Genomic DNA, 17,690 nt, shown 5'->3' with positions numbered 1-17,690 from the left:
TTCCATGAGCCCGCGAAGGTCCTGCCGTCGCTAACTGGAAGGCCTGAATTCCGGCGAACTTCAGTCGGCTCAAAGAAGCATTTGTCAGTTCTCCGACCACTCAGACCACGGGTTCATTGGAATCGACTCTCGACTGTATCCCCGCGATCTGCCACGCTGGTTTTATCGGCCAGCAGCAGGAGAAGGGGTGTGCCATGGATCCGGTGACTTTGATAGTCGCGGCCCTGGCGGCGGGGGCAGCCAGAAGCGCCGAAGGCGTTGCGGAACAGAGCCTGAAGGACGCCTACGCCGGGTTGAAAAACCTGGTGAAAAAGTTCTTCAAGGACCGGCCGGCCGCCGAGATGGTGTTGGAAGAGCACGGGACGGATCCGGCCACGTATCAGGCTCCCTTGGAAAAGCAGGTGCGGGAGAGCGGAGCAGCGCAGGACGCCCAGGTGCTGGAGGCCGCAAAGAAGCTGCTCGCAGTGGCGGACCCCGAGGGAACCCGCGCCGGCGTCTACAACATTGGGACAATTAAGGCCGACCGCGGCGGCGTCGCGGCAGGCCACATCCAAGGCAACGTGCACGCGGGCTACCACCCAACTGGGGATAATAAGCCAAACCCCTCCTAGCGGGCCAGGACACCGGACCCGCCCCTGGCCCGCGCAGCACCAGGGGCCCTAAACCGCAGCCCATGTACACCGACATCGGCGCAATAGTCGCCAAGAATGACGCGACAGCCGTCGGTTTAGCAAGCCAAGTTGATGTCATTATGGGTCCCGGCGGACAGCTCCTTGTCGAAAAAGCCCAGATGCTGCTGCCAATCCGGCCGGTTACCTGGCCCGTGAAGCTGGGGGTACCGCCAAAGCAGGCAGCCGGGTTTCAGCCTCGGAAACAGGCCCAGGAAGTTCACGCCGCGTGGGGGGACAAGGGCGGGGACCGGGGACCGGGGGCTGCCCGGGCCGTGCTCATCACGGGCCCGGGTGGCGTGGGCAAAACACAGCTGGCGGTCAGCATCTTCGAGGATCCGGCCAATGCTGATGTGGATCTGCGGTTGTGGGTCCGGGCGGAATCCCGGACATCGGTGGTGACGGCCTTCGCCGAGGCCGCGGACCGTGTGCAGGCGCCGGTGCCGGAAGGTGCGGACGCCGACCAGAAGGCTGCGGCTTTTCTGAGCTGGCTCTCGGTCACCGACCGGTCCTGGCTCGTGGTGTTCGACAATGCCAATGATCCGGGGCAGCTGAGCGGGCTGTGGCCGGGAGGTCCAGGGCGGGTGCTTGCCACCACCTACCGCCGGGACGCCGCTTTGGTGATCGGGGCTGGCACCACCGTGCGGCTGGGCGTATTCACTCCCGAGGAGGCCTGGGCGTATATGGAGAGGCGCGTCCGGGACGCCGAGCGGAACGGGACGGGGACCGCCGCAGGTGTACTGGACGGGGCCGGGGAGCTGGCCCGGGATCTGGGGTTTCTGCCGGTGGCCTTGGCCCAGGCTGTCTCCGTCATCCTTCACCAAGCGATCCGTTCCAGCGACTATCTTGCGGATTTCACCGACCGTGCCAACCGTCTTGCGGAACTTTTTCCGGACCGCCTGCCCGCCGACGAGTACGAGCGCACGGTGGCCACCACCTGGTCTCTGGCCATGGAGCAGGCCGGCACGCTGCCCCCGGCGGGGCTGGCCAACCGCATGGTCCGACTGGCGGCCGTGACGGATCCCGCCGGGGCCCCCGAGGCGATGTTCCTGGCCGAACCCTCCCTGATCTTCCTGGCCGGCGCTCCTCCTCCGAAGGAATCCGGGGATGTCTCCTCCTCTTCGGTGAGCGCCGCCCAAGCCCGCTCGGCGTTACGGGACCTGCACTCCCTGTCCCTGATCGAGCACCAGTCCGGCTCCCCGGCGACCGTGCGGATGCACGCCTTGACCCAGCGGGCCGTCCGCGAGTCGATAACGGCACCGGAGTTCGAGGACGCAGTCCAAGTGGCTGCGGACTCCTTGGACGCGGTGTGGACGGCCAGCGAGCGGGACGCGCTGGCCTTGCTGCTGGCCAACACCGAGCACCTGATCAGCGCAGCTAACGATGCGCTCTGGAATGACCGGCCTCACGCTCTGCTCGATCGGGCAGGGCAGAGCATGCTTGACGCGGGAATGGTTGCCGCCGCCACCCGGCACTATAAATGGCTATCCGAGGAGGCCACAAACCGGATAGGCCCCGACCACCCACACACCCTGACCGTCCGCAACAACCTCGCCCTCGCCTACCAGGAGGCCGGAAACCCCACCCGGGCCATCGAACTGCTCAACCAAACCCTCACCGACCGGGAACGGGTACTGGGGACGGACCACCCACACACCCTGACCTCCCGCAACAACCTTGCCAGCGCCTACCAGGAGGCCGGAAACCCCACCCGGGCCATCGAACTGCTCAACCAAACCCTCACCGACGCGGAACGGGTACTGGGGACGGACCACCCACACACCCTGACCGTCCGCAACAACCTGGCCCTCGCCTACCAGGAGGCCGGAAACCCCACCCGGGCCACCGAACTGTACGAACAAACCCTCACCGACACGGAGCGGGTGCTGGGGACGGACCAACCCGACACCCTGACCGTCCGCAACAACCTGGCCCTCGCCTACCAGGAGGCCGGAAACCCCACCCGGGCCACCGAACTGCTCAACCAAACCCTCACCGACCGGGAGCGGGTGCTGGGGACGGACCACCCACACACCCTGACCGTCCGCAACAACCTCGCCAGCGCCTACCAGGAGGCCGGAAACCCCACCCGGGCCATCGAACTGTACGAACAACTCCTCACCGACGCGGAACGGGTACTGGGGACGGACCACCCACACACCCTGACCGTCCGCAACAACCTTGCCAGCGCCTACCAGGAGGCCGGAAACCCCACCCGGGCCACCGAACTGTACGAACAAACCCTCACCGACCGGGAGCGGGTGCTGGGGACGGACCACCCACACACCCTGACCGTCCGCAACAACCTTGCCAGCGCCTACCGGGAGGCCGGAAACCCTACCCGGGCCATCGAACTGCTCAACCAAACCCTCACCGACGCGGAACGGGTACTGGGGACGGACCACCCACACACCCTGACCGTCCGCAACAACCTCGCCCTCGCCTACAAGGAGGCCGGAAACCCCACCCGGGCCACCGAACTGTACGAACAACTCCTCACCGACGCGGAACGGGTACTGGGGACGGACCACCCACACACCCTGACCGTCCGCAACAACCTTGCCAGCGCCTACCGGGAGGCCGGAAACTTAAACAAGGGGCTGCTGCCGAGAGTTTTGTTGATCCTGGCCGTTGTATGCGCGGCCACAGTGTCGGGCTGCCTTATCCTGACCGGCTTGGATCTGTCTATTGGCAGGCCAGTGTCCAGTGATCTGTTTATCGGTGGGCTGATTGGGATGCTTGCAGCTGTCTTCTGGGTTTCGTACATTCGATCCCGGCGCCGCAGACCGGGAGGTGGCCCCCGCTAGCTTTGGCTAGCTGGTCGGGTTCGTCATTCGGCGGCTGCTCATCGCGCTCCTTCCCGTTTGATTTACCGTTCGGGCTTCGGCTTGACCCATAAGCGGTCAACCATTGACGCAACGGCCGAACGACTAGGAATACAGTGACGGGAAGGGTCCAGACAGACGAAAGCCGGGAATCGCGGAGCTCTGTGACGGCGGGTCCGGACCCCTAGCCGGCCGCGCAGCGGATGCCCGAAGTGCTTTGTTCCCAACCGGCCGTGACCTGCCGATGCCGGGAACGGCAATGGCAGGATGGGCTCCACAATGGGCAGACGACCGCATGGGGCCTGACCCGGAATGCGTGCTGATGTATCGGCCGGACTGAGCCGGGGCCGGATCGCGAACCTTGTCCGGGCACCGGTACGGACCGTGGCTCGCCACCCGGCCATCGCCCGGACCCGGACTCTGGACCGGAGGATTCCGCCGGGGTGGACGCCCTTCCGAAGATGACGCCGAGGGGCTGCAGCGAATGGACCAGTTCATCGTGATGGTGCAGTCCGAGGGTCGCCATCCCTCATTGAAGTCCGCACAACCCGCCAAAAGGGTTGGCGAGTGGCTGCAGCGCTGGCGCGGGGGCGCAGCCGAAGGACATCTGGCTCGTGCGTTCCGGGACGGACTGGCATCACTTCCGCGCTGGCAGGAGCGGGACTGGCCACAGCCGACGAGACCCGGTGGCGGCGCCGCCTCGCCGAACTGGCCAAATACCGGCGGCCGGAAACGACTGGGAGAATCGGAGCCTGCTGCCCAGTCGGGTGTCTGGACGGTGACGTCCCGGCGTTCCACGATGGCCAACTGCACCTGCTCGTCCACCTCGGGTCGGGCCATGATGGCGGCGAGCAGGTCAGCGCTGAGGTCGGGACGGGTGACGGCGGTGACCTGCGCGAGCCAGTCACCGCCGAGCGCCAGCCGTTCGACATCGTCCGGGTCGTAGTTCATGGCATGAGGCTAACGGTGCAGCAGACCGCCTCGGTATCCTGGACAGCGAAGCACCCCCGGCCGCCGGTTCCGGCCGTGCGGCTTGGAGGCCTGACGCTGCGCCAACGCTGATCGTTAGCGTGGCTGGTCCCGTTGATCCGGTGACTACTGTCATTGATCGCCTCGGGTCTACCCGGAGTGGGCTCCGTCATCAGTCGGCTTCGAACTGGTCCTGGGCCGCTGCCAGCAGTCTCTCGGGCTCCTCCAGGTGGTCCACCGGCCGGTCCGCCTCGTGGAAGTACGTCGACGGGGCGCACAGCCACAGCACGACGTCCTCGGGCGGCCAGCCGTTCTCTCCGGCCAGGGCGATCAGCGGCTCAATGACCCTGCGGACGGTGCCGCGATCGCGGTCGAACTGGAATCCCGGGTAGCGGTAGGTGTTCCCGCGGGCCACACCCAGGATCTTCCCGGCCCGGCGCTTCTTTGAGGCGAGGTTCCGGTTCTCCGCGCTGCGGCCGAGCAGCTCGGCGACCTGGCCGCTGCTGAGGAGTCCGAACTCACTCTCGATGCGCTTCCAGGCGTTGGTGCATGCCTGGAGGCTGCGGGCCAGCTGGGGCGAGACGGGTGCAGTGTCGAAGAGCTTCATGACTCCAGGCTCCTGTCGTGGTTCCGTTCGTGTCCATAAAGACTTCGGGGCCGGGACCGTGACGGCGGAGTGCTGCCCGGGCCCCTAAAGGTCCTGCCGGGCCAGATCGATCACCCACTGCGGGGTCTCCTTGCCGAGACGGGAGTCGGTGATGCACCTGAGGCGGGCAGCCCTGATGCGGATCCTGCGCCGCACGGCCTCACCCCGCGCCCGGCCCCGTTCGAGCCGGCGGATGCTTTCCAGCAGGTGCCGAGCATTGGCCGGACTGGACAACAGGTAGTCCGTGGCATCCTGTCCGTCCTGTCCGCTGGCGTCTGCGATCCGGGCCAGCAGGGCCTCGATCACGACGTCATCCTCGACCATGAAGGGATCCTCCCCGGCGCCAAGGTCGTGGGCCAGGTTGGCCACATACTGGAAGAAATGCAGGTCAATCCCGGTGCGTTTCCAGTCCTGCGCCACGAGTGCCAGGAGCAGGTCGATGCGCTTCTCCGGCCGTTCCAAGAGCCCGTCGAACGGATTGTCTGTCATGCCTGCTCCTTTTGTCTGTCGCCGGCCAGGTCACCGCGGTTCATCCTGCCGGGCAGCCGGATGCCTTTATTCGAAGGCGCCCTGGAGGTAGGTCCGGATGGCATCCCGGACCGGGTCCGTGCCGGCGACGGCCAGCACATCCAGGGGCCGGGCTCCGAGGTGCGGTTCGTAGCCCTGCAGCCAGAGCCAGGCCGCGTCCGGGGTGAACGCCGCCAGAAGCTCCCCGCACAGGACCGCCAGGTCCTCCGAGTCCGGTCCGCGGCCGCCCAGCTCGGACCTGATGCGCGCATACAGGCCCGTCGCTGTCAGGGGCCGGATCCCGCCGGTGGCCTGCGGCCCGGGCAGTACTTCCTCCCGTCCGGGAAGGCCGTCGAACGGATTCCCGGTCATGTCTTCTCCTTCTGGACCGTAGCGGCCAGGGGTTGCCGCAGACTTTACCGCCGCCTTTTAGCGCCGAGGACCGGGGCCGAACAGCCAGTCCACGATCGCCTTGATCTCATCGGGGCTGGAGAGGAACCATTCGGCACCGGGGGCATCATCCAGCTGCAGGCCTCTGCAGGAGAGGATGGCATGCAGGGTCTGTTCCAATTTCCGGGGCGTGTCCGTCTGCCGGGCGTAGGCAATCACGGGGGCTTCGGGCATGACGGTGCCCTGCTGGTTCGACACCCGGATATGGGAATCGCTTGCAGACGTCATCCCGACTTTCACCGGCCACCGTGCCTCCTTCCTGAAGCCGGCCAGTTCCTTGTAGCCGGGGAAGTAGTACACGTAGACGCACCCGGACCCCTCGCCCTCATTGGTTCCTTCAGTGGCCACTTCGAGTTCCCCGGCGGCAAGGTCTGTCCCGGGTTCAGGGCCGATCTGCAGGCCGGCCGGGACGTCCGGCCCTTCCCGCCACCGCCACCAGCCGTAGATGCCGGCCCCCTCGATCAGCCCGGCACGCGCCAGTATGGTCGCGGCCTTCCGGACCAGCGAGGTGAGGCTGGTATCGGTGGGCGCTCCGCCCCGTGCCAGATGGTACTCCTGTGCTTTCCCCAGCGCACCGCGGCGGAACACCGGCTCTGTCACGACGTTCCGGGCAAGGCCGGCCATGACCCTGGGCGTGAGGCGCACGCCCTCGTATCGGTACCGGGACGGCACTTCGCCGCCGATGTCAGCCTGCCTCATGACACCCCTTCCCGCAGAAGCCTTCCCTGCAGTAACAGCGACCCCCATGCGGGGTTCCGCCCGTCGGAAGCGGCGGACTACGGCTGTACCGCAAAGCCCTCAGCCCGCTTATCCGGACCTGACCGCGGGCGGTTCGTCCCACCCGGTCGTGTAGCGCTGTATGTGGCCGGATGGCGCCGGATATGGTCGTCTAGGGACTGCGTGATCTGCCCTGCGGCGGGAGTGAAGCCTGCAATCGCCGGCGTCTGCCCCGGGATCTGCCCGCCGGTCACCACATTTCCTTCCACCTGCTGCGGACGGGCCAGGGCGGCCGGTGCAGCCACGAGTTGCCGTAGTCCACCTCGAGCGCGACCAGGAAGGGTTCGGGCAGTGCGCCGGTCAGCCGCTCATACTCTGCCGCGACCGCATCGACCACCTCGCAGACATGGCGCGCCCGGGTGACCAGGCCGGGGACTTCCGGTACTTCCACGGCCCACCAGTCACCGGACCGGTGCACGTGAGCGGTCAGTTCCATGGGCTTCCTATGCCTCCTCGAGCCGTTCGATCGAAACCACCGGGGTGGTGCCGCGCACGGTGGGAATGCCGTCCCGGCGCACGTCGATGACCAGGGCACCGGGCCGGCCGAGCTGCAGTTGCCCGATGGCCAGCAGGGGCAGCGTTTCGCCGTCGCGCCGCAGGTCGGCCGCCGGAATCCGGGCGTAGCCTGCCTGCGGCCGGTCCCGGCCGGGCAGGCGGGTCAGGGTGCGCCGGCCCGGGGTGAGGTCCAGGACATAGACCGTGCCGGAGGCTGTGGTGACCCGCCAGAGGCCCTCCTCGCGGTCGGTGAGGCGGTCGGTCAGCTCCACCATGGTCAGCAGGACCTGGAGGTCTTCCGGATCGCCCATCCCGTCGAGATCCTCAATACGGTCCACCCCCACCCGGACAGCGGGCATGATCTGCTCCGCGGTATCGCGGAATCGGCACAGCGCATCCTCCGGGACGGCAAGGCCTTCGTCGCAGGCTACGAGCAGGTACAGATCCACCGGCCCGCTTATACGCCTGAGCATGGGTTCAGGAATGATCCATACACGGTCGATGCCGGTGTCCCGGGCGGCGCGCAGGACCTGCACAAGTTGCACATCGCCGGGTCCGACCACAGCCGGCTTCCTTCCCGTTGGTGCCACCTTCTGAGGCACGAATTGTCCAACAGCGTGCCGGACAATTCGTGCCACAGGCTGTGGCAGAAAGTCACCGGCTCGTTCTCGAGGTCTCACCATTCCACTCCCCACGCCTGCTGCGCCACGTCCAGCAGCTTCTCCGGGTCTCCCAGATAGTCCAGGCCGGTTTTGCCGCCGAAGTAGCCCGACGGGTCCGCGACCCAGCCCAACGCGTCCCGATCCGCCAGCCCCATCCGGTGGGCAATCTCCAGCAGCCGGCGCAGCGTGGCCAATGTTTCCTCGAGGCGGGCTGCGTCGCGGGCCACCTCGGCCTCGTGCCGGGCCTGCTGTTTCCGCAGCGCCCGGCGCTGGGACCGCCTGAGCTTTGCTTCCCGGAGACTGACGGTGTCCGTCTGCTCCGAGTCGTTCCCGTCCGGTGCAGGGGCCCGCAGCGGCATATCGAGTCGGTCCGCCTCATCTCCGGAGAACCAGGGCATGACCCGGCCCCGGCGGTTGCCCCAGATGTCGATGGCCTCGGCCAAAGGCGTGGTGTCATCCGTCCGGGAGACCTCCCGGGCCAGGAACAGCAGCTCCCCGACCAGCTCGTACCTCTCCGTGGTCTCCAGCTGGTCCATCCCGGGCAGGCTGGCCTCGATCAACTCCACGACCCCGGATGCAGCCAGCGGTCCAACCAGCCGGGCTGCCAGCCTGCGGGGAGTTGCTGAGCTGCTCATTGTTCCGGATCGCGGATCGGCCGCCCAGCCCTGATTGTGCCCGGCGGCCAAAGCTGCGCAATGGTTCCGTGCGCGAGATCCAGATGGATGCTGACCTGTCCCATAACCGACCTCCAGGCTGCGGTGGCGGTGTTCACCACATGAGGCGCACTCTGGGACGAGCATCACGTCCGCAGCTTAAAAATCCATATATATAGGGTCGATTGTATTAGGCCATATTGACATGTTCAATACATGCCCTGGACCAAGCAACACTCGCTCCAACTTGGACTACGCATCCGAGAGCTCAGACGGCTGAACGGTCTAACGCAGGAATCCCTGGCGCACCGTGCGGGGATCACCAAGAACCAAATGCAGCTGATAGAGGCAGGCCGGGGATCCCCTGGAGACCCCCTACCCGGTTCCAATCCCAGGACATCAACTCTTGTCGGGATCGCCGAGGTGCTTAGCGTCAGGCCGGGAGATCTTCTCAATGAAGCGGTAGCCCCACCTGAGTAAGTCATGGCACATGCGGAGCCACCACCAGCAGATATTGGTTGGGAGAGTCGAGACTTCGCGCACTAAAGTCCGGATAACTTTCCGATGTTCCGCGAGCCCGAGTGCAGGGTGAGCCAGACGGCGCCGACCTCGTCCACGCACACCTCAATGAAATGGTTGCCGCCGCCGAGCGTTCCCAGCTGGGCGAGCGCGCGGGACTCGAGTTTCCGGACGGCGGGGTGCAGGTCCTTGAACCTGCCCCAGAAGTTCTTCATCCCCGCCTCCAGTCCCAGCCGCCTCAGGTCCACGTCCTGCTTGTGGGCGTTGAAGCCGACCGGGATGGCGGCCTCGATGGCCAGCCGGAGCCGGTGCAGCCCGTCCAGGTCGTGCTCGGTCAGGGAGGTCTTCACGGCGGAGACGCCGCAGCCGATATCGACGCCGACGGCGGACGGGGAGACCGCCTGCTTCATCGCGATGACGGAGCCGACCGTCGCCCCCTTGCCCAGATGGACGTCGGGCATGACACGGACGCCGTGGACCCAGTCCAGGGAGGCGATGTTGCGCAACTGCTGCAGCGCGGCCGGCTCGACGTCGTGCTCGTGCGCCCAGAGGTGGACGGGATGCTTGGTGCCCTGGAGGATGACAGGGAAAGACATCGGTCCCCTACCTTTCGTTCGCCGGCTCCGGACCAGTGCTTTGCTTCCGAGCCTCGCAAGGTGTTCACGGTCCGCCGGAGTTCAACGCCTCCCCCACCGGATTCATTCCGGCGGTCCTGCCCGCAGCGAAGGCCGCGGCTGTCATTCTCCGAAGTCGTCTGTGCAACTCCAGCTCCCAAAAGGAGCAGCTCACGCTGCCCGCAAGGGGAAGTTCCCCAGGGCCCGGCTGCCCGGGGATGCCCGGTCAGCTAACGCCTGGGCCGGCGCCGGAATGTGCTCCCGGTGCAGGCGCCCCGTCTTGTTTCCGCGCTGCGGTGTCGAGGGCTTCCAGCACCCGGGCGTTGTTGGCCGCGTCCGCGAGATCGTAGCGGAGCGGCGTACCGTTTAGGACGCTGTCGGCGAAGTGTTCGCCCATCCGGACGAAGTGGTTTTCGCCCGTGACCTTGTGGTAGATGGTGTCCTGCCCGAAGTGATGCTCCTCCAGGACCGAATCCTCCTCCAGGAGCCCAAAAGGATTGTCCAAGTAAAGCCGGCCCTCCGTGCCCGTGAGTTCCAAAAAGTTGCGGCGCTCGAGGTTCACTCCCGTATCAAAAAGCGCGGTGGCGCCGCCGGGAAAGCGCAGCATGCCCGCAATGCTGGTGTCGATCCGGCCGCCGTCGTTGGCGTCGCGGTAATTGCCAAAGGCCGCAACGTGAGCCGGCTCCTGCGCGGTGACCATCCGGCTCACGTTGACGCAGTAGCACCCCGTATCGAATAGCGCGCCCCCGCCGAGCCCGGCATACCAGCGGATGTTGTCCTCCCCACCCGCGTCGAAGGAGTGAGCGACGTGGACAAATGTCAATTGGCCCACCGCACCGGCCGCGAGCAGCTCCTGCAGCTTCTCGAAACGCGGGTGGAAACGGTACATGAAGCCTTCCAAGACTTTGAGCCCGGTCTCGCCTGCCTTCCGCGCAATCTCCTCGCACTCGGCGGCGCTCATCGCCAGAGGTTTTTCACACAGGACGTGCTTGCCTGCATCCAGGGATTTTAGAATCCACTCGAGGTGCAGTGCGTTCGGCAGCGGAATGTAGACAGCATCGATGTCCGGGGACGCGAGCAGTGCCTCATAAGAGCCAAACGCCTGCGGGACGCCGTGCTTGTCGGCGTACTCCCTGGCCTTTTCCTCGGTGCGGGAAGCGATCCCTTCGACCTCGCCGTTTTTCGTTTCCTGCAGCGCCGGAATTGTCTTGCGGACGATGCGGGCGCCACCCAGGACGCCCCAACGCAATTTCCCGCTCATTGAACTCTCCTTTTTCTCAACCTACCCCGCCCGAGAAGGGTTCTGCGCCTCCTGCACCCGCGCCATGCCCTTCGCCCAGCGTTTCATCCACTCGATGTGCGGCCTCAGTGTCCGGCCGAACACCTCACTCGATATTCAAAAGCCGAGGATACCGTCGAATCGAAAGCGCACAATCCACCATCGCCGGGCCTTCTTTGGGCTACGCCGCCGGGCTTCCCACGCCCGGATCGAAATCCCGGACTACCAGACTCCCGCAGTACCGGAGCAAAGTTCCGGCAAAAGCCCGGCCAAAGCAGACCTTCATATGCGGGGGCTCTCCGCGTCCGGACCACGTCCCGGTCCCCGCTCTACGTCTTTGGGCCGGCGATCCTGCCCGTTGCCGAGACGGAGGCCGGAACCGCCGGCTGCTTTACGCCCGCTTCAGCGCCGTCCGGGCGATCCACAGCTCGGCCAGGTCGCGGGTGTTCTTCAGGCTCCGGCCGGTGAGTTTCTCGATCCGCTGCAGCCGGTACCCCAGCGTCTGCCGGTGGATGCCCAACTGCGCCGCGGCAGCCGTCCAGTTGCGGTCGTGATCCAGGTAGCTGCACAGCGTCTCCACCAGCACCGAGGCCTCCCCGTCCCGGTCCATGAGCGGTCCGAGCACCCGGTGGATCACCTCGTGCGCCTCGCCCTCCGAGCGCGGCAGCACGGAGAACTCCGCGTCGTTGTAGCGGATCACCCCCTGCGCGGTATCCCGCACGGTGCCGAGCGCCCACTGCGCGTTCAGCGCCGCCTCGCGCAGCCCGCCGAGGCCCTCGAACGGATCCGACACTCCCACCCGCTTGCCGTGCAGCAGCAGCGCGGCGCACGCGGCGTCGACGTCGCGGGTGGCCAGGCAGGTGACCAGGTAGCCGCGGCGAAGCACCGAGCCGTGGACGATGCCGGCCAGGGACAGGGCCTCGCCGAGCAGCCCGTTGTCGCCGTCGACGGTGACCAGCACGGTCAGGTCCGCGGTGTCCAGGCCCAGCTCCGCGGCCTCGGCCTCCAGCCTGGTCAGGTTCGCATCCCCGGCGTAGACGGCGGCGACGACACCGGCGCCCTTGGCGCCGTCGGCGAGCGCCCGGGCGGCGCGCCGGTCCGCTTCCACGGAAACGGCCTGGCCGAGGTGGACCACAGTGAAGGCGTCCAGCATGGAGCCGTGGCTTTCGTCTACCACCAGCAGGGTGCGGCGCCGGCTGGGCACGCTCCAGACGCTGAACCGGTCCTCGCCCACCGCCCCGAGCCGGACGGTGCCCGCGCCCGGGGCCGTTCCGGCGAGCCCGGCCAGTGCCTGGACGGTCTCCGGATCCAGGGTCAGGGAGCCGGGCAGCAGCACCGCATTGGTCGCGGTGTCCAGCACGGCCATGCGCACGTTGAAGACGCGCTCCAGGTTCTGCAGGAACTCCTCCGGCGCGCCGGTGTCCTTGATCAGCGCGTGGTAGAGGCGGCTCAGGGTCAGCACCTGCTGGGTCTGCGTCGTGGAGTTCGCCGCGGCCACGGTGCGGCCGATGACGGCGAAGGGCACCGTGTGCGCGGTGAGCATGACCGGGAAACCGAGCCTATCCGCCTCGGCGAGCATGCCCGGGGTGATTTCGGGTGCCATCTGGTCATCCCCGACGGTGACGCCGGCCAGCTGGGCCTGGTGCAGGCGGCGGATGAACTCGACCTGATCTGCCTCGCCCGGCGGGATGCACAGCCCGATGGTCATGAGCAGTTCGTTCGGGCCAAGCCAGCGCTCCGGGGAGGGCATCTCGCAGCTGTGCGCCCAGAGCACCACGCGGTCCAGCCCGTCCGCGCCGGCCAACAGCGAGGTGCCGAGTGCTTCCATGCCGACCAGGTTGCGCACGCGCAGGCTCTCACTCATACCCAGACTGTACCGCAGCACGAAAAGTAAAAGGTACCTGTACTGCAGACCGATAGTGCGGGTGCTCACACCCACGTACTGTCGATGCAGCAAATTACCCGCAACGAGCCGTCAAAGGAGACCTGTTGAGCTCGCTGAACATCATGGACGAGGCCCCGGTCTCGAAGTTCCACCGCAAACTCCTCATTGCCTGCTGCGGCGGGCCGTTCCTGGATGGCTACGTGCTCAGCCTGATCGGCGTCGCCCTGGTCGGGCTCACCGCCGATCTGCAGGTCGGCCCGGTCGAGGCCGGACTCATCGGCGCCTCCTCGCTGATCGGCATCTTCTTCGGCGCGACGATCTTCGGTGCCCTGACGGACAAGATCGGCCGCGAGAAGATGTACGCGCTGGACCTGACCGTGCTGGTCCTGGCCTGCTTCCTGGCCACCTTCGTCACCGATGCCTGGCAGCTGATCGCGCTGCGCTTCATCCTCGGCCTGGCCATCGGCGCCGACTACCCGATCGCCACCTCGCTGCTGACCGAGTTCACCCCGAGCAAGAAGCGCGGCTTCATGATCGGCCTGACCGGGATCTCCTGGAGCCTGGGCGCCATGCTCGCCTTCGCCGTCGGCTGGGCCATGGTCGAACTCTCCGGCGGCTACGGGCTGTGGCGCTGGATGCTGCTCAGCGGCGCCATCCTGGGCGTGATCGTGGTGCTCGCCCGCCGCGGCATCCCCGAATCCCCGCGCTGGCTGCTGAACAAGGGCCGGATCACCGAGGCCGAGGACGTCATCGAGCAGGTCTACGGCAAGCGGCTGGACCTCTCCGCCGTCCACCCGGCCGAGGAGCCGGCCGCCCTCTCCGGCACGGCCGCGTTCCGGATGCTGCTGCGCGGCGGCTACCTGAAGCGGACCATCATGTGCGGGGCCCTCTACTTCGCCCAGATCACCCCGCAGTATGCGCTCTACACCTTCGGCCCGGCCATCCTGCTCGCCTTCGGCCTGGCCGGCGGCAGCCTGGACATCGTCGGCTCCGCCGTCATCAGCGGCCTGTTCGTGCTTGGCAACCTGCCCGCGCTGAAGCTGATGGACAGCTGGGGCCGGCGCCCCATGACCGTGGTGTCCCTGGGCCTGATGGCCCTGCCGCTGATCGCCCTGTGGCTCTTCCCCGCCGGCCCGGCCTGGTTCGTGATCCTGGCCTTCTGCTTCTACGCCTTCACCTCCGGCGGCCCCAGCCTGCTCGAATGGGTCTACCCGAACGAGCTGTTCCCCACCGAGATCCGGGCCACCGCCGTCGGGCTCGCCGTCGGCATCAGCCGGATCGGCGCCGCCACCGGCACCTACCTGCTGCCGATCGGCCTGGCCTCCATCGGCGTCGGCCCCACTATGCTCATCGGCGCCATCATCACCGTCGCCGGCTTCCTGGTCTGCCTGGCCTGGGCCCCGGAGACCAAAGGCCAGTCCCTGGAAGCCACGTCGTCCCTGCCCTCCCCGCGGTCCCGGCAGTTCACCGCCAGCCACTGATCCCCCTGAATAAGAGAGAACCATGCACAACCCCCAGCCCCACTCCCCCACCGTTGCCGTCCTCGGCGCCGGCTTCGCCGGACTCGCCGCCGCCACCGCCCTGGCCGACGCCGGCGTCGACGTCACCGTGTTCGAGGCCCGCGACCGCGTCGGCGGGCGGGTCTGGTCCGAGCAGCTGGACCACCCCGCCGGCCCCGTCACCATCGAGCGCGGCGCCGAATTCGTGCTCACCGGCTACGAACGGCTGACCACCCTGTGCGGGCGCTTCGGCCTCACCCTGAGCGAAACCGGCATGAGCTACTACATCCGCGAAACCTATGAATACCCGGACATCACCACCGGACAGCTGGCCGAAGCCGGCCGGCGCGCGGCCGAGATGGCCGGCGCCTCCGGGGTCAGCGCCGGCGAGTTGCTTCAGCGGCTGGAGGTCGACGACGACGTGCGCGAGTGCCTGAGCGCCCGGGTGGAAATCTCCGCCGCCAGCGCGGCCGGGACCGTCAATGCCTCCGTGCTGCGCAATGTCTCCTCCTTCGAGGAAGTGCCCAGCTGGCGCATCGGCGAAGGCAACCAGGCCCTGGCCCTGGCCATGCACCGGTTCCTCGGCGACCGGGTCCGGCTGCAGGCCCCCGTGCAGGCGGTGCGGCAGACGGCCGACGGCGTGCGCGTGGTGACCGCCGCCGGCACCTTTGAGTACGACGCCGTAATCGTCGCCCTGCCGCTCGGGGTCCTCACCGGCGGGGGCGTGGAGGTCGACCTGCCGGCCTGGAAGCGGGAAGCCTTCGGCAGGCTCACCCAGGGCCATGCCGCCAAGCTGCACCTGCTGCTGGACGCCAAACCGGAGACCAGCGCCATCATGAGCGTGCACAACCGGTTCTGGACCTGGACCGCCCGCCGGCTCGGTGGCGTTGTCCCGCCCGTGATCAGCTGCTTCGCCGGCTCCCCCGGCGCACTGGACCGCATTGACGTGACGCAGGGGCCGGAGACCTGGGCCGAGCTGGTGCGGAAAATGCGCACCGACCTGGACATCGCCGACGCCGAACCGGTGCTGTCCACCTGGACCGAGGACCCGCTGGCCCGTGGCGCCTACGCCGAACCCGGACCCGCCTGGCAGGACACCGACCTGGACCTGCTGCGCAAGCCGGTGGGCGGCCTGTACTTCGCCGGCGAATACGCCGGGGACGAGTTTATCGGCCTGATGGAAGGCGCCCTGCGCAGCGGCGAACACGCCGCCCGGCAGGTCGCAGACCGTCTCAACTGACCCCTCTCAATACGTAATACGAAAGGAACACCCCTCATGGCAGCCGAAACCACCATCGAAACCCTGCACGGACCGTGGCCCTGGGCCAAGGACGCCCAGTACGCCCAGGCCGTGCGCATCGGGGACACCATCCTCACCGGCGGGCAGGGCGGCTTCACCGAGGACGGCAACCTCGTCAGTACCGACACCGCCGAGCAGACCCGCCAGACCTTCCGCAACCTCCAGGCCGTGCTCGCCCAGTTCGGCGAGACCCTGGACGCCGTCGCCGCCATGACCGTCTACATCGCCGACCCGGCCGACTACGAGGTGTTCAAGCAGGTGCGCTCCGAATTCCTCTCCCATCCGTTCCCCGCTTCCACGGCCGTCGGCGCCGGGACGCTGCTGGTCGAGGGCATGAAGGTCGAGATCCAGGCGACGGCCGTGGCGGGCGGGAAGCGACGGTAGGCAGGGACGGCTTATCGTCCGCGTTTGACCGGGGCCAGCACCGGTGAAGAGTCCTGCCGACGCAGTTCGGCGGGACTCTTCACGTTCCGGGCGCGTAGTGTCCGAGGCTGTGGCAGCGTACGCCCCAGCGCTCGTTGGAGGCGCCCCTCAGCCGGAATTCAGACGGCGCGCGCCACACCGCCGTCGACGCGGATGTTCTGGCCCGTCATGTAACTCGAATCATCGCCGGCAAGGAACCGTACCACCTTGGCAATCTCCTCGGCGCTCGCCGCACGGCGCAGCGGGATCCGCTGCGTCCACTCGGGCGGGACCGTGCCCGGATCCTCCTTGGTGAACCCCGGCAGCACGTTGTTCATGCGGATCCCCGCCGGCCCGTACTCGTCCGTGTAGAGCTTGGTGAACGAGGCCAGCGCCGCACGGAACGTCGCCGACACCGGATAGCGCGGGTTCGGCTCGAACGGCGAGCTCGTCGAAATATTGATGATCGACCCGCCGCCGGCGGCCTCGAAGTGCGGTGTGATGATGCGCGACATCCGGATCACGTTCATCAGGTAGGCGTTCATGCCGTCCTCCCAGTCCGCATCCGTCAGCTCGAGCACCGGGCCCGAGGCCGCGTGCCCGGACCCGTTGACCACGGTATCGACGCGGCCGAACTCGGACAGCGCCAGATCGACGACCGCCTGCAGGTCCTCGGCCGAACGGTTCGAGCCGTCCAGGCCCACGCCGCCGCACTCCTGGGCGAGCGCCCGTGCCCTCCCGGAGGGCGAGAGCGCCGCGATGCGGTAGCCGTGGGCAGCCAGTTCGCGTACGACGGCGGCGCCGATGCCCGAGCCGCCCGCAATGACCACGGCCGCCTTGTGCGGTTCCGTCATTTCTCCGGCTCCCCGGTGACCAGCGCGGCTTGGCGGGCGATGAGAGCCTCCACCGCGGACGCGGACAGGTCCGCGAACTCCATGAAGTCGATGTCGTCACCGGCGGACGCGGCGATATAGAAACCGTCCGTCAGGGCCCGCCCGAGGACCACCATCTTCCGCGCAAAATCCGGGTCGGCCGCCAGTACGGCGTCGGGGATCTGGGGTTCGACCCGCTCGACCATGAGTTCGAACATCTGCTTGCGGACCTCCAGGTACTTCTTGCGGGCCGCGTTGTCCGCCAGGCGCTTCTCCAGCGCGAAGAGCAGCGCCAGGATCCAGAACGCCTCCGCCTTGTTCTCCGGATCGGTCGATCCGCCCGCAGAGCCGGCGATGCTCCTCCGGAGCAGGTCCCGGTTGGTGGGGCCGGTGTGGTCCTTCTTCCATTTCTCGAAGCAGTACTCGATCAGTTCGGAGAAGAGCTGTTCCTTGTTGTTGAAATGCCAGTAGACGGAGCCCGTCGGCAGCCCGGACAGGCGCGCCACCTCCGCCATCGTGGTGCCCTCGTAGCCCGCCGTGACGGCGAGCGTCAACGCGGCCTCCAGGATGGCGCGCTCATTTTCCGGGGTGCTTTGATGGACACGGCTTCTCTTCGCCACGGGTGGATTTTCCTTCTTCTCGCTACCGTCCGTATACGCCGACGATAC

The 17,690-nt window shown here is 67.4% G+C and carries 17 protein-coding genes and 1 pseudogene; 6 read left to right on the top strand and 12 right to left on the bottom strand.

The window, feature by feature from the left end; genetic code table 11:
• The first annotated feature begins 116 nt into the window (after positions 1-116).
• Together ACFQ36_RS01635 and ACFQ36_RS01630 are read left to right on the top strand one after the other, a co-directional pair.
• The gene (locus ACFQ36_RS01635; protein ID WP_377009926.1) at positions 117-611 is read left to right on the top strand and encodes a hypothetical protein; all 495 of its coding nucleotides are present in this window, start codon (positions 117-119) and stop codon (positions 609-611) included.
• Between the two features lie 356 nt (positions 612-967).
• The gene (locus ACFQ36_RS01630; protein ID WP_377009924.1) at positions 968-3,475 is read left to right on the top strand and encodes a tetratricopeptide repeat protein; all 2,508 of its coding nucleotides are present in this window, start codon (positions 968-970) and stop codon (positions 3,473-3,475) included.
• Positions 3,476-4,634: 1,159 nt separating this feature from the next.
• Here ACFQ36_RS01630 and ACFQ36_RS01625 read toward each other — a convergent pair.
• From ACFQ36_RS01625 to ACFQ36_RS01595, 7 genes are all read right to left on the bottom strand, one after another.
• A complete protein-coding gene (locus ACFQ36_RS01625) occupies positions 4,635-5,069 on the bottom strand; it encodes a hypothetical protein (RefSeq protein WP_377009921.1) in 435 nt (144 codons plus the stop codon).
• Between the two features lie 84 nt (positions 5,070-5,153).
• Positions 5,154-5,597 (bottom strand): hypothetical protein, encoded by a 444-nt coding sequence (locus tag ACFQ36_RS01620; RefSeq protein ID WP_377009919.1) that lies wholly within the window; start codon positions 5,595-5,597, stop codon positions 5,154-5,156.
• 66 nt (positions 5,598-5,663) lie between these two features.
• Positions 5,664-5,987: a hypothetical protein gene (locus tag ACFQ36_RS01615; protein WP_377009917.1), complete on the bottom strand. Its 324-nt coding sequence runs from the start codon at positions 5,985-5,987 to the stop codon at positions 5,664-5,666.
• Positions 5,988-6,044: 57 nt separating this feature from the next.
• Positions 6,045-6,764 carry a GIY-YIG nuclease family protein gene (locus ACFQ36_RS01610; RefSeq protein ID WP_377009915.1) on the bottom strand — a complete coding sequence of 240 codons (720 nt, stop codon included), beginning with the start codon at positions 6,762-6,764 and terminating at the stop codon, positions 6,045-6,047.
• A 268-nt stretch (positions 6,765-7,032) separates the two neighbouring features.
• Positions 7,033-7,278 carry a hypothetical protein gene (locus tag ACFQ36_RS01605; protein ID WP_377009913.1) on the bottom strand — a complete coding sequence of 82 codons (246 nt, stop codon included), beginning with the start codon at positions 7,276-7,278 and terminating at the stop codon, positions 7,033-7,035.
• A gap of 7 nt (positions 7,279-7,285) precedes the next feature.
• Positions 7,286-7,900 carry a hypothetical protein gene (locus ACFQ36_RS01600; RefSeq protein ID WP_377009911.1) on the bottom strand — a complete coding sequence of 205 codons (615 nt, stop codon included), beginning with the start codon at positions 7,898-7,900 and terminating at the stop codon, positions 7,286-7,288.
• 113 nt (positions 7,901-8,013) lie between these two features.
• Positions 8,014-8,634, bottom strand: a complete 621-nt coding sequence (locus ACFQ36_RS01595; protein ID WP_377009908.1) for a hypothetical protein — start codon at positions 8,632-8,634, stop codon at positions 8,014-8,016.
• 234 nt (positions 8,635-8,868) lie between these two features.
• On the opposite strand from ACFQ36_RS01595, the gene ACFQ36_RS01590 reads away from it, so the two are divergent.
• Positions 8,869-9,132 carry a helix-turn-helix domain-containing protein gene (locus tag ACFQ36_RS01590; RefSeq protein WP_377009906.1) on the top strand — a complete coding sequence of 88 codons (264 nt, stop codon included), beginning with the start codon at positions 8,869-8,871 and terminating at the stop codon, positions 9,130-9,132.
• 77 nt (positions 9,133-9,209) lie between these two features.
• Here the strand turns inward: ACFQ36_RS01590 and ACFQ36_RS01585 are convergent.
• The 3 genes and pseudogenes from ACFQ36_RS01585 to ACFQ36_RS01575 form a co-directional block, all read right to left on the bottom strand.
• A pseudogene (locus tag ACFQ36_RS01585) lies at positions 9,210-9,767 on the bottom strand (RtcB family protein); the annotation flags it as partial.
• Between the two features lie 244 nt (positions 9,768-10,011).
• On the bottom strand, positions 10,012-11,046 hold the full coding sequence (locus ACFQ36_RS01580; protein WP_377009904.1) for a Gfo/Idh/MocA family protein: 1,035 nt from the start codon (positions 11,044-11,046) through the stop codon (positions 10,012-10,014).
• A 409-nt stretch (positions 11,047-11,455) separates the two neighbouring features.
• Complete coding sequence (locus ACFQ36_RS01575) at positions 11,456-12,928, bottom strand: PucR family transcriptional regulator (protein ID WP_377009902.1); 1,473 nt, start codon at positions 12,926-12,928, stop codon at positions 11,456-11,458.
• Positions 12,929-13,053: 125 nt separating this feature from the next.
• On the opposite strand from ACFQ36_RS01575, the gene ACFQ36_RS01570 reads away from it, so the two are divergent.
• From ACFQ36_RS01570 to ACFQ36_RS01560, 3 genes are read left to right on the top strand one after another with little or no spacing between them, the layout of a single operon-like run.
• Positions 13,054-14,430, top strand: coding sequence for an MFS transporter (locus tag ACFQ36_RS01570; protein ID WP_377009900.1), 1,377 nt, complete (start codon positions 13,054-13,056; stop codon positions 14,428-14,430).
• A gap of 22 nt (positions 14,431-14,452) precedes the next feature.
• The gene (locus tag ACFQ36_RS01565; RefSeq protein ID WP_377009897.1) at positions 14,453-15,688 is read left to right on the top strand and encodes a flavin monoamine oxidase family protein; all 1,236 of its coding nucleotides are present in this window, start codon (positions 14,453-14,455) and stop codon (positions 15,686-15,688) included.
• Between the two features lie 36 nt (positions 15,689-15,724).
• Positions 15,725-16,132, top strand: coding sequence for a RidA family protein (locus ACFQ36_RS01560; RefSeq protein WP_377009895.1), 408 nt, complete (start codon positions 15,725-15,727; stop codon positions 16,130-16,132).
• Between the two features lie 158 nt (positions 16,133-16,290).
• On the opposite strand, the gene ACFQ36_RS01555 is transcribed toward ACFQ36_RS01560, so the two are convergent.
• Both ACFQ36_RS01555 and ACFQ36_RS01550 read right to left on the bottom strand, forming a co-directional pair.
• Positions 16,291-17,004: an SDR family oxidoreductase gene (locus ACFQ36_RS01555; protein WP_377009893.1), complete on the bottom strand. Its 714-nt coding sequence runs from the start codon at positions 17,002-17,004 to the stop codon at positions 16,291-16,293.
• Entirely contained in the window at positions 17,001-17,642 is a 642-nt protein-coding gene (locus tag ACFQ36_RS01550) for a TetR/AcrR family transcriptional regulator (RefSeq protein ID WP_377009891.1), read from the bottom strand. Before ACFQ36_RS01550 ends, ACFQ36_RS01555 begins: the two co-directional genes overlap by 4 nt.
• Between the last annotated feature and the right edge of the window lie 48 nt (positions 17,643-17,690).

It is taken from the genome of Arthrobacter sp. GCM10027362 (genome assembly GCF_042679445.1).
GTDB lineage: Bacteria > Actinomycetota > Actinomycetes > Actinomycetales > Micrococcaceae > Crystallibacter.
Note: the sequence above shows the minus strand (reverse complement) of the source record. Positions and strands in the feature narration are given on the sequence as shown.

Coding starts and splice junctions, on each gene's coding strand:
- ACFQ36_RS01625 (WP_377009921.1), bottom strand. CDS start 5,069: ATGAAGCTCTTCGACACTGCACCCGTCTCGCCCCAGCTGGCCCGCAGC.
- ACFQ36_RS01620 (WP_377009919.1), bottom strand. CDS start 5,597: ATGACAGACAATCCGTTCGACGGGCTCTTGGAACGGCCGGAGAAGCGC.
- ACFQ36_RS01615 (WP_377009917.1), bottom strand. CDS start 5,987: ATGACCGGGAATCCGTTCGACGGCCTTCCCGGACGGGAGGAAGTACTG.
- ACFQ36_RS01610 (WP_377009915.1), bottom strand. CDS start 6,764: ATGAGGCAGGCTGACATCGGCGGCGAAGTGCCGTCCCGGTACCGATAC.
- ACFQ36_RS01605 (WP_377009913.1), bottom strand. CDS start 7,278: ATGGAACTGACCGCTCACGTGCACCGGTCCGGTGACTGGTGGGCCGTG.
- ACFQ36_RS01595 (WP_377009908.1), bottom strand. CDS start 8,634: ATGAGCAGCTCAGCAACTCCCCGCAGGCTGGCAGCCCGGCTGGTTGGA.
- ACFQ36_RS01590 (WP_377009906.1), top strand. CDS start 8,869: ATGCCCTGGACCAAGCAACACTCGCTCCAACTTGGACTACGCATCCGA.
- ACFQ36_RS01580 (WP_377009904.1), bottom strand. CDS start 11,046: ATGAGCGGGAAATTGCGTTGGGGCGTCCTGGGTGGCGCCCGCATCGTC.
- ACFQ36_RS01575 (WP_377009902.1), bottom strand. CDS start 12,928: ATGAGTGAGAGCCTGCGCGTGCGCAACCTGGTCGGCATGGAAGCACTC.
- ACFQ36_RS01565 (WP_377009897.1), top strand. CDS start 14,453: ATGCACAACCCCCAGCCCCACTCCCCCACCGTTGCCGTCCTCGGCGCC.
- ACFQ36_RS01560 (WP_377009895.1), top strand. CDS start 15,725: ATGGCAGCCGAAACCACCATCGAAACCCTGCACGGACCGTGGCCCTGG.
- ACFQ36_RS01555 (WP_377009893.1), bottom strand. CDS start 17,004: ATGACGGAACCGCACAAGGCGGCCGTGGTCATTGCGGGCGGCTCGGGC.